This is a genomic window from Cupriavidus sp. 8B (assembly GCF_054589115.1).
Window position 1 is genome coordinate 82,557 of the sequence record NZ_BAAILO010000258.1, and the last position, 10,631, is coordinate 93,187.

A 10,631-nucleotide genomic window follows, 5' to 3' on the forward strand; every position below is an offset into this window, starting at 1 on the left:
AGATCGACCTTTGTCAGCAATCTGAGCCCGCTGGTCTGGCGGGCTTTCCCAGGCACACGGCACCAACTGCCGCGAGGCGAGACGGCTTAGGCCCCGGCAGTTGCCGGCGCAGCCTTCTTGGTATGTTTCTTATGCGACTTCTTCGCCTTCGAATCCGTCAGGTTGGCGCGCGAGCTCTTGTTTGCACCCTGGGTGTACGGGTCAAACTTGTCGCCGGCCTTGGCCCCGTCGGTATAGGGGTCGGCCTTGCCAGCCTTGGCGCCATCGGTGTACGGATCTGCTTTGCCAGCCTTGGCGCCCTGGGTGTAGGGATCGACCTTGCCGGTGCCTTGCGCCTGAGCGGCGATGGATGCTGCGCCAAGGCACAGCGCGAAAGCGGTAGCGACAATCTTCTTCATGACATTTCCTTGGAAGGCCACCGTCCGGGCAGCCGTGAAAACGCGAACATTGAGCCAACCTGACTGGCCAGCTCTCCACTAAACGAATCGTATTAAGCGTCCGTTGACTTGATATTCAAATTTCTCCCCCAAAAAATGGGGCAATTGCGGGCCGGACGTGGCCCCCCTTGTGCAGCCTTGGCAGACCCACATATCGACTATCGATGCCTGAACAATGCCGCCCTGCGCTCCAAAAACGCATTCATCCCCTCTTTCAGATCCTCCGTCGCAAACAGCGCATGCAACTGCCGGCGCTCGAACAGGATCCCCTCGGACAGCGATGACTCGTAGGCGCGGTTGACCGCCTCCTTCACCGCCATCATCGACGGCAATGAGAAGGCGGCAATGGTCCGCGCCACGGCCATCGCCTCGTCCATCAGCCGCTCAGCAGCCACCACCCGCGACGCAAGGCCGCTGCGCTCCGCCTCAGCCGCATCCATGTTGCGTGCCGTCATGCACATGTCCATGGCCTTCGCCTTGGAGATGGCGCGTGGCAGGCGTTGCGTGCCGCCCGCGCCGGGGATGACCGCAAGCTTCAGTTCCGGCAGGCCGAACACCGCGTTGTCCGCCGCGATCAGGATGTCGCAGGCCATGGCCAGCTCGCAGCCGCCGCCAAGCGCGTAGCCTGCCACCGCGGCGATGACCGGCTTGCGCACGTTGCGCAGCGTCTCCCAGTTGCGCGTGATGTAGTTGGACTTGAACACGTCCATATAGTCCCAGCCACGCATGGCAGCGATGTCGGCGCCGGCGGCAAAGGCCTTGTGGTTGCCGGTGATCACGATGGCGCCGATGCCGTCGTCTTCGTCGCAGGCCAGCAGTGCCAGGCCGAGCGCATCCATCAGCGCATCGTTGAGCGCGTTCATCTGCCGGGGACGATTGAGGCGGATCACGGCGACGCGGCCGACGATTTCCAGCAGGACCAGGTTCTCCTCCATCGCAGGTGTCTCTTCATGCACGCGCATTGGACTTACCCTCCCCTTGCCCGCTCTCGCGAAGTTGCTCCCGCAGCCTGAATTTCTGGATCTTGCCGGCCGGCGTCGACGGCAATGCGTCCTGCACGACCAGCCGCTCGGGGATGTACTGCGCCGCCATCTTCTGCGCTTTGAGGAAGTCCACCATCGCGGCCATGTCGAATGCGTGGCCGTCGCGCGTCACGACGAAGGCGCAGGCACGCTCGCCGAGGCGTTCGTCGGGATAGGCGACGATGGCCACCTGCGCGATGGCCGGGTGCCGGTACAGCACGGTTTCGATTTCCACCACGGGGATGTTCTCGCCGCCGCGGATGATGACGTCCTTGCTACGGCCGTCGATGCGGATGTAGCCGCGCGCGTCGATGCGGGCGAGGTCGCCGGTGTCGAACCAGCCGTCGGCGTCGGTGTCGTTCAGGTGCGCACAACGCAGGTAGCCGCCAAAGTTGGAGCAGGAGCGCACCAGCAGGCGGCCGGTGACGCCGGCCGGCAACGCCGCGCCCGCTACGTCGACCACGCGCACCGCCACGCCGGGCAACGGGCAACCGTCGGTGCTGGAGGCGCGCTCATCGTCATCCTCAAGCCGCGTGGTGGTCACCGCGCCCATTTCCGACATGCCCCAGGCGGAGATCACCTTGGCGCCCAGCGCGCCGCGCGCCTGCTCCACCAGTGCGCCGGGGATGGGCGCGCCGGCGCACAGGAAGGCGCGCAGCGTGGGCACGGCATCGCCGGTCTCGGTGACCGTGCGGGCCAGGTCGGTGAGGAACGGCGTGGAGGCCATGGTGAAGGTGACGCCTTCCTGCCGGATCAGCGCCACGGCCTTGCGCGGCTCCCAGGTGTCCTGCAGCACCACGCTCGCGCCCAGCATGACCGGCATCATCAGGCCGTACATGAAGCCGGTCTGGTGCGCCATGGGCGAGGCCATCAGGATCACGTCGCCCGCACCCAGGCGCAGGCGTTCGGCGTACGTGACGATGTTGGCCATGAGCGTGTTGGATGAATGCAGCACGCCCTTCGGCGCGCCGGTGGTGCCGGAGGTGTAGATGAGCTGGGTGATGTCGTCCGGGCCGGGGCGAGGGCCCGTAGCCGCGTCCTGCGTGCCGGCGCCGGCCAGCAACGTCTCGAATGCATTGGGCCCGGCGCCGCCGATCACGACCACGTGCTGCAGGTCAGGCAGCGCCTGGCGCAGGCCGTCGAACATGGCTTCGTAGTCAAACCCGCGAAAGCGCTTTGGAATCACCGCGACCTTGCTGCACGCATGCCTTAGCATGAACGACAGCTCACGCTCGCGCAGGATCGGCATCAGCGGATTGAGCACCGCGCCAAGGCGCGAGCAGGCGAGGTAGAGCGCGGTGAACTCCCACCAGTTGGGTAACTGGCAGGACACTACATCGTTGGCGCCAACGCCCAGCCTGGCGAGGCCCGCCGCGATGCGGCCGGCCCGCTCGGCCAGCTCCCGGTACGTCAGGCGCGTGGTCGCGGCGCTTTCCACCCGCAATGCGGTCAGCGCGACCTGGTCGGGGCAACGGGCCACGCAGTCGTCCAGCGCATCGTTGATGGTGCGCTCGGGCCAGAGCCCTTGCGCAACGCTGGCGGCGCGGCGCGGGGGCAGCAGGATGGCGTCGAATTCCATGGCGTGTCTCCTCGTTGTTGTCGTTTTGGTCAGGCTTGCTGTCTGGGCTTGCTGTCCGGGGCTTGCTGTCCGGGGCTTGCTCGCTGGCGATATCAGGCCGGCACCGCGTCCCGGCCCGCGCGGGTACGCGCGATGATGGTCTTCATGATCTGCGCCGTGCCGTCGCCGATCTGGAAGCCGAGCACATCGCGCAGGCGCTGCTCCAGCGGGCCGCGGTCGTAGCCGCCGTGGCCGAACGACAGCAGGCACTGGTGCACCACGTCGTAGGCCAGCTTTGGCGCCCACCATTTGCACATCGCGGCTTCGGCCGTGTGCGCCAGGTTGCGGTCCTTCAGCCAGAGCGTCTGCAGGCACAGCAGGCGCGCTGCAGTCACCTGCGTCTCGAAATCCGCCAGCGGATGGGATACGCCCTGGAAGGCGGCCAGCGGCTTGCCGAAGGCCTGGCGCTCGGCCACGTATTCCCAGGTTTCTTCCAGGCTCGCCTTGGCCACCGCCAGCACCTGCAGGCCGATCAGCGCGCGGGAGAAATCGAAGCCCTGCATCACCTGCACAAAGCCCTCGCCTTCCTTGCCGAGCAGATGGCTGACGGGCACGCGCACGTTCTCGAAGAAGATCGAGCCGCGCCCGATGGCCCGCTGGCCGTGGCAATCGAAGCGGTTGGTGGTGATGCCAGGCAGGTCCATTGGCACCAGCAGCGCCGAGACGCCGCGCGCACCCGCCGCAACAGCGCCGCTGCGCGCGAACACCACCGCGGCGTCGGCCTGGTCGGCGGCGGAGATGGAGGTCTTCTCGCCGTTGAGCACGTAGTGGTTGCCATCGCGCTCCATGCGCAGGCGCAGGTTGGCCGCGTCCGAGCCGCCGCGCGGCTCGGTCAGCGCGATGGCGAACAGGGCTTCGCCCTGCGTCAGGCGCTGCAGCCACGGGCGCGCGATCTCCGGAACCGCATGGTGCGCCAGGATCTGTCCGTTCAGCGAAGCCAGCAGGTTGATATAGGAAAGGCTCAGGTCGGCGCGGGCCACTTCTTCGTGGATCACGCCGGCCGCCAGGCAGCCCAGGCCCTGGCCGCCGTATTGCTCGGGCAGCTCGGGGGCGATAAAGCCCATCTGGCCCATTTCGCGCATCAGCGCGCGGTCAAGTTCGCGGGTGCGGTCGCGCTCCAGGAAGCCGGGCGCGATACGTTCGGTGGCGAAACGGCGGGCATGGTCGCCGAGCGCGACCAGGTCTTCGTCGAGATAGGGGTTCATGGCGTCTCCAGGATGTCTTGCCGCATGGCGCGCCGATGCGATGCGCCATGCGGCCGCGTTGCCTATGATGGCAACGGCGGCAACGGCGGCTTACTTCGCGTACTTGCGGAAATCGGGCTTGCGCTTTTCCTGGAAGGCGGTCACGCCCTCGCGCGATTCCTCGGTGTCGTAATAGAGCTTGAGCGCGTACATGCCCATGCCGGCGATGCCGCTCTGATGGGCCGTGTCCATGTTGAACGAGCGCTTGGCGATGGCCAGCGCGGTGGGGCTCTTCTCCATGATCTCGTCGCACCATTTCTGCACTTCGGCATCGAGCTGTTCATGGGGAACAACGGCGTTGACGAGGCCCATGGCGAGGGCTTCGGCGGCCGGATAGCGGCGGCACATGTACCAGATCTCCCGCGCTTTTTTCTCGCCGACAACGCGCGCCAGGAAAGCGGTGCCGTAGCCAGGATCGACCGAGCCGACCTTGGGGCCAACCTGCCCGAACACGGCCTTGTCGGAGGCGATGGTGAAGTCGCAGATCGTGCAGATGACATTGCCGCCGCCGATGGCGTAGCCTTGCACGCGGGCGATGACGGGCTTGGGCACGTCGCGGATAGCGTTGTGCAGCTCTTCCATCGGCAAGCCGATGGTGCCGCGGCCATCGTACTGGCCTTCATGCGCGGACTGGTCGCCGCCGGTGCAGAAGGCTTTTTCGCCGGCGCCGGCGAGCACGATGGCGCCGATCTCCCGGTCGTAGCCCGCGCGGTTGATGGCATGGATCAGTTCGTCGCAGGTGCGCCCGCGAAAGGCATTCATCTTCTCCGGGCGGTTGATGGTGATCCAGGCCGCGCCGTTGCGCACTTCGTAGAGGATGTCTTCGTAGTTCATGGTCTTTGTCTCCGTTGTCGTCGGTATCGCTGCAATCGCTCCAATTGCTGCAGTTGCATTCAGCCGTTCATGGTCAGGCCGCCCGACACGCTCAGCACCTGGCCGGTGATAAACGCCGCGTCGTCGCTGGCAAAGAACAGGATCGCGCCGGGCAGGTCCTCCGGCTGGCCGATGCGGCCCAGCGGGATCGAGCGGGTGAAGGCCTCGATCAGCTTTTCCGGGTTGCCGGCACCTTGCTTGTAATCCTCGAACAATGCGGTATCGGTCGGGCCGGGGCATACCACGTTGACGGTGATGCCGTGGCGGGCGTGCTCGCGCGCGATGGTCTTGGAGAACGCCACCAGGCCGCCCTTGCAGGCCGCGTAGACCGCCTCGCCGGACGAGCCCACCCGCGCCGCGTCGGAGGCGATGTTGACGATGCGCCCGCGCTTGCGCTCCACCATGCCGGGCAGTACCGCGTGGTGCATGTGCAGCGCGCCGGTCAGGTTGATGGCGATCAGGCGGTCCCATTGCGCCGGCTCGGTCTTGGTGAACGGCTTGAACACGTCCCAGCCTGCGTTGTTGACCAGCACATCGATGGGGCCGAGCTGGCTGGTGGTGGCCGCCACGGCGGCATCCACGCTGGCGCGGTCCGTGATGTCGCACTGGAACGCCTCGGCGCGGCCGCCGTCTTCGCGGATGCGGGCGGCTACCTGCTGCGCTGCCGCCAGGTTCAGGTCGAGCACGGCCACGGCGGCGCCCTCGCGCGCAAAGCGCCGGCAGGCTGCCCCGCCGATGCCGCCACCACCACCGGTCACGATGACCGTCTTGCCTTCAAGTCTTTGCACAGTGTTCTCCTTTCGTGGTCCAGGGTGCTATCGTGCGGCTGATGCGTCGCGCTCCAGCGATTAAATATGTAAATATATTGACGTATACTAGGCTGGCAGCTGGACCAATGCAAGTGTGGCTACTCAGGAATTTATGATGGTTAACCCCGATTTTGATGATGATCTTGCCCCGGCGGCACGCATGGAAATGGCAAACAGGTTGTTCTTTCGCCTGTACCAATGTGCAAATATGTTGCATAAAACGGGGTCGAGGGCGGTCGAGGCCGAAGGCCTGACGACGCAGCAGTGGGCCGTGCTGGGCGCGCTGTCGCGGCCACAGGCGGCCGATGGCATGAGCGTGGGAGACCTGGCGCGCTACCTGATGGTGAGCCGGCAGAACCTGTCGGGGCTGATCAGCCGCATGGAGCGCGACGGCCACCTGAGCATGGCGCCCGACGGGCGCGACCGGCGCTCGCGGCTGGTCACCATGACGGAGACCGGGCGCCATGTGTGGCTGCGCCTGGCCCAGCCCAAGATCCGGGATTACTACGAGCGAGCGCTGACCGATTTTTCAACCAGCGACATTACCCACACGCTGCACTACCTGCTCAAGCTGCTGGAGAACATGAAGGGGCTGGATGCCGAAGGCCCCGCGGGGGAGGATGCGCGAGAGTGAGGAGTCGCGCGTGAGGGGCGACGCAAGCCGGCTGCCAGAGCCGGCTTGCGCTATTGCGCTATTACGTTATTGCACTGTGGCCTTATTCAGCCTTGATGCCGCGCGCGCGAATCAGTTCGGCCCAGCCCGCGGTTTCCTGGCGGATGCGCGTGGCGAGCGCATCGGGCGTGCCGGCAGCCGGCTCCATGCCCTGCCGCGCCAGTTCCTCACGCAAAGCCTTGCCGCCGAAGACTTCGCGCACATCGGCATGGAGCGCGTCCACCACCGGGGCCGGCGTGGCGTGCGGCACCAGCAGCGCGTACCACGAGCTGACCTCGATGCCGCGCACGCCCTGCTCCGCCAGCGACGGAATCGCGGGCGCGGCGGGCGAGCGCGTGGCCTGGGTCACAGCCAGCGCGCGCAACGCGCCGGAGCGGATAAACGGCGCCAGCGTGGGCAGCGTGCCGAACAGGATCGGCACCTGCCCGCCCACCACATCGTTGAGCGCCTGCGTGGTGCCTTTGTAAGGCACATGCAGCAGCGCGATGCCGGTCTGCTGGCGGAACAGCTCGCCGGCCAGGTGCAGGCCGCTGCCTACGCCGGGGCTGGCATAGCCAAGCGGCGGATTGGCGCGCTGGGCCAGCGCCACCAGTTCCTGCACGGTGTTGGCGCGCACGGAAGGATGCACCGCCAGCACATTGGGCGAGCTCGCCAGCAGCGAGACGGGGCGGAAGTCCCGCTCCACGTTGTAGGACAGCGCCGGGAACAGCGTGGGGTTGATGGTCAGGTTGCCGGCGGGCGCCACCAGCAAGGTGCAGCCGTCGCCCGCCGCGCGGCGCACCGCGTCGATGCCGATATTGCCGTTGGCCCCGGGCTTGTTTTCCACCACCACGGTAAGCCCACGGCGCTGGTGCAAACCCTGCGCGAGCGTGCGCGCGAGCAGGTCGGCCGGGCCGGCTGCCGGAAATGGCACAACGATGCGCAGCGCGCTGCAGGCGGAGACGGGTTGCGCGGCCCGGGCCACCGGTGCCGCGCCAACCCACAGGCTGGCGAGCGCGAGGCAGGCAATGGCAGGCCCGCGCAGGGCACGCCTGATGTTGGTTTCGGACTTCGGATGTCGCACTGGGGGCCTGCTAGGGGGTTGGCGTAATGAGAGTGATCTCCTGGCTTATGTTTCATATATAAAACCAAAGATCGCTATTGAAACAAAAGGAAATATAGCCGGTCCTCTTAGGGAATGAGACTAGGGTAATCCCTTGGTTTTTGGGTGCGCAGGTATCGCGCCTACACTGAAGACGCCACCCTGTCAGGCGCACGCCGTCCATGCCGCATCCGCGGCACGCGAACACCGCTGCAACGGGGGCAAGAAAGGAGGCTGCCGTGCAAGGCTTCCAGCTCACCCTGTTCACCATCGAAAACCGCCGCCATCACGGCAAGCAGCTATCCCACTGGCTGCTGCAAATCCTGCGCGAACTGCAGATCCGCGGCGCCACGCATATGGTGGCGGCTGAAGGCATCGGCCATGACCGCCGCTTTCATACCTGGCATTTCCTGGAGCTGGCCGACCGGCCGGAGGAGATCACCGTGATTGCCACGGAGGAGGAAGTGCAGCGGCTGTTCGACCGCCTCGCCCTGGAAGACATCCAGGTGTTCTACGCCAAGACGCCGGTGGAGTTCGGCTTCCTGGGGAAAAGCAGCGCGCCAGGGGCGCAGAGCCCCTGACCTGGCCGGCAGCGCGGCCAGTGCGCCCCGTCAACCTTCGTCAATCCATGCTGGCCGCCACGCTGGTGCTGGTGCTGCCACGCAGCGTGGCCTCCGGCAAACGCGCGACCAGGAAGGGCGCCACCAGCGACACGGCGGCGCTGAGCAGGAACAAGGTGCGGAACGCCACCTCGGCCGCCGCGCGCACCGCACCCGCATCGGCCGTATCGCCGCCCACCATGGCGCGGTGGAACATGCTCATCAGGATGTCCTCGCCGCCGGCCAGCTCCGCCGCGCCCATGCCGCTGTGGCGCAGCAGCGCTATCAGCACCGTAGTCAGCACTGCCACGCCGACGGCACCGCCGAGCATGCGCGAGAAGGCGGTCAGCGCCGTGGCCACGCCTACCTGGTGCGCGGGCACCGCGTTCTGCGTGGCGACCAGCCCGCTGGGCAACTGCAGCCCGATGGCCAGGCCGAGGATCACCATCACCAGCGCGGTCAACACTACCGCATGCGGATCGACGAACGCCAGTGCGACGATCGCCAACGGCGCGACCAGCGAGCCCACCAGCTGCAGTGGCTTATAGCGGCCGCTCCAAGACATCAAGCGGCCCGAGAAGAACGCGCCGAACGGGATGGCCAGCGTCAGCGGCACCAGCCGCAGCGCGGCGGTGTCGGCCTGCACGCCGCCCACCACCTGGAAACGCAGCGGCAACAGCACGGACATGGCGATCAACTGGAAAAAGCACAGAAACAGCGTGATGCAGCAGATCGTGACCGTCGGCACGCGCAGCATGGCCAGCGGGATCATCGGATCGGCTACCCGGCGCTCCTGCCATACGAACAGCACCATGGCCACCAGCCCGGCCACCAGCAGGCCAAGCGTCTGCGGCGTGGCAGCCGACTGCCCCTGCCCGAGCCGGGTCAGGAAGACCAGCACGCCGGTCAGGCCGCCACCGAACAGCAGCGCGCCAAGGTAGTCGATGCGATGGCGCCGCCCGCCCGCAGGCAGGTGCTTGAGCGCGCGGCGCACCACCAGCAGCGCGATCAGCGCCAGCGGCAGGTTGATCCAGAAAATCCAGCGCCACGACAGGTAGTGCGCCAGGTAGCCACCGATCACCGGACCCGCCATGCTGGCCACGGCCCATACCCCGCTCACATAGCCCTGGTAGCGGCCACGGTCACGCAGCGGCACCACATCGGCGATCGTGGCTTGCGACACCGAGATCAGGCCCCCGCCGCCCAGCCCTTGCAGGATGCGCGCGATGATCAGTTGCGGCATGGTCTGCGCCAGCGCGCAAGCCACCGAGGCCAGGAAGAACAGCACGATGGCAAACGACAGCACGGAGCGCCGCCCGAGCAGGTCGGACAATTTGCCGTAGATCGGCGTCACCACCGTGGAGGCCACCAGGTAGGCCGAGACCACCCAGGCCATTTCTTCAAAACCGTTGAGCTGGAGCGCGATCTCCGGCAGCACCACGGCCACGATCGATTGCTCCAGCGCCCCCAGCAGGATGGCCAGCATCAGCCCGAAGATGACCTGCATCACCGGCACCGGCGGCACCGCCGGCGGGCCGGATGCTGCGTTGCCAGTCTTGCCGGCATGGTCTGCCGCCGAGAAGGAATCGGACGTGACGGAAGCGATCGCGGTCGCTGGGGGCTGGGGGGAGGATGGCGGAGCTGAAGCTGCCGGAAACGGCGACATGGAGACGGCGGTCATGGGCTGGAGGGAGAGAGAACGCACGGCGTGGGACATGGAGTGCAATGCCGCCGCAAACGGGCCGCATCGCTCCTGTCTGTTTTTGTATACAAGGGCGCTATTGTAGGCCTAAGCCTTCCGCCTTGCAGCCGCCCCCGGCTGGCTTGCCGGGCTCCGAACCTGAACGCTGCTGCGTCGCGCTAATGGCGACGCAGCCGGACTCAAAAGGATTCCCAGTCGCCGCCTGCCACGGCCAGGCTGCCGGCAGCCGGCGTGCGCGCGGCACGGCGCGCCGCTGGCGCTGCCACCGCAACTGGCCTGGCCAGGCGGGCGGCGGGCAGCGATTTGGACGACAACACGGGCTCGCGGACCTGACGCACCACCGGTGCGCGGGCCTTGCTGGGCAGCACGGGCTCGCGGCCGGTGCGCACGGTACCGGCACGCGGCGCCGCGGCGGCCGGGCGAGCCGCCGGCTTGGCGGCGGTTGCCGATGCCACTCGCGCGGCCGGTGCGGCAGGTGCGGCAGGTGCGGCCTGGACTGCACGAGCGGCCGGTGCCGCGGGCTTGGCCAAGGCCGGGCGAGCCGTCGCCTGGCGGGCCGGGGGGGGGGGGTGG

The 10,631-nt window shown here is 67.2% G+C and carries 11 protein-coding genes and 1 pseudogene; 3 read left to right on the top strand and 9 right to left on the bottom strand.

The annotated features are described in order from the left end of the window. Positions 1-86: 86 nt before the first annotated feature. From ACYP5B_RS25360 to badH, 6 genes are all read right to left on the bottom strand, one after another. Positions 87-398 carry an amino acid ABC transporter permease gene (locus ACYP5B_RS25360; protein ID WP_318237370.1) on the bottom strand — a complete coding sequence of 104 codons (312 nt, stop codon included), beginning with the start codon at positions 396-398 and terminating at the stop codon, positions 87-89. A gap of 197 nt (positions 399-595) precedes the next feature. After that, complete coding sequence (locus ACYP5B_RS25365; RefSeq protein ID WP_459571521.1) at positions 596-1,372, bottom strand: enoyl-CoA hydratase; 777 nt, start codon at positions 1,370-1,372, stop codon at positions 596-598. 13 nt (positions 1,373-1,385) lie between these two features. Then, positions 1,386-3,038, bottom strand: a complete 1,653-nt coding sequence (aliA, locus tag ACYP5B_RS25370; protein WP_459571522.1) for a cyclohexanecarboxylate-CoA ligase — start codon at positions 3,036-3,038, stop codon at positions 1,386-1,388. A gap of 92 nt (positions 3,039-3,130) precedes the next feature. After that, positions 3,131-4,282 carry a cyclohexanecarboxyl-CoA dehydrogenase gene (gene aliB, locus ACYP5B_RS25375; RefSeq protein ID WP_459571523.1) on the bottom strand — a complete coding sequence of 384 codons (1,152 nt, stop codon included), beginning with the start codon at positions 4,280-4,282 and terminating at the stop codon, positions 3,131-3,133. Positions 4,283-4,372: 90 nt separating this feature from the next. Further along, on the bottom strand, positions 4,373-5,155 hold the full coding sequence (gene badI, locus ACYP5B_RS25380; RefSeq protein ID WP_400102846.1) for a 2-ketocyclohexanecarboxyl-CoA hydrolase: 783 nt from the start codon (positions 5,153-5,155) through the stop codon (positions 4,373-4,375). 59 nt (positions 5,156-5,214) lie between these two features. Next, positions 5,215-5,982 (bottom strand): 2-hydroxycyclohexanecarboxyl-CoA dehydrogenase, encoded by a 768-nt coding sequence (gene badH, locus ACYP5B_RS25385; protein WP_459571525.1) that lies wholly within the window; start codon positions 5,980-5,982, stop codon positions 5,215-5,217. A gap of 136 nt (positions 5,983-6,118) precedes the next feature. On the opposite strand from badH, the gene ACYP5B_RS25390 reads away from it, so the two are divergent. Beyond that, the gene (locus tag ACYP5B_RS25390; RefSeq protein WP_400102845.1) at positions 6,119-6,637 is read left to right on the top strand and encodes a MarR family winged helix-turn-helix transcriptional regulator; all 519 of its coding nucleotides are present in this window, start codon (positions 6,119-6,121) and stop codon (positions 6,635-6,637) included. A gap of 82 nt (positions 6,638-6,719) precedes the next feature. Here ACYP5B_RS25390 and ACYP5B_RS25395 read toward each other — a convergent pair whose 3' ends face one another. Next, complete coding sequence (locus ACYP5B_RS25395) at positions 6,720-7,739, bottom strand: Bug family tripartite tricarboxylate transporter substrate binding protein (protein WP_459571526.1); 1,020 nt, start codon at positions 7,737-7,739, stop codon at positions 6,720-6,722. A gap of 257 nt (positions 7,740-7,996) precedes the next feature. On the opposite strand from ACYP5B_RS25395, the gene ACYP5B_RS25400 reads away from it, so the two are divergent. After that, positions 7,997-8,338 carry a DUF190 domain-containing protein gene (locus ACYP5B_RS25400; protein WP_318234077.1) on the top strand — a complete coding sequence of 114 codons (342 nt, stop codon included), beginning with the start codon at positions 7,997-7,999 and terminating at the stop codon, positions 8,336-8,338. A gap of 40 nt (positions 8,339-8,378) precedes the next feature. Here the strand turns inward: ACYP5B_RS25400 and ACYP5B_RS25405 are convergent, their stop codons facing one another. Continuing rightward, complete coding sequence (locus ACYP5B_RS25405) at positions 8,379-9,863, bottom strand: MDR family MFS transporter (RefSeq protein WP_459571527.1); 1,485 nt, start codon at positions 9,861-9,863, stop codon at positions 8,379-8,381. Here ACYP5B_RS25405 and ACYP5B_RS25410 point away from each other — a divergent pair. Beyond that, positions 9,853-10,143 carry a hypothetical protein gene (locus ACYP5B_RS25410; RefSeq protein ID WP_459571528.1) on the top strand — a complete coding sequence of 97 codons (291 nt, stop codon included), beginning with the start codon at positions 9,853-9,855 and terminating at the stop codon, positions 10,141-10,143. The two genes, ACYP5B_RS25405 and ACYP5B_RS25410, sit on opposite strands and share 11 nt — an antisense overlap. A gap of 94 nt (positions 10,144-10,237) precedes the next feature. Here ACYP5B_RS25410 and ACYP5B_RS25415 read toward each other — a convergent pair. Continuing rightward, positions 10,238-10,631, bottom strand: a pseudogene (locus tag ACYP5B_RS25415) (methyl-accepting chemotaxis protein); the annotation flags it as partial.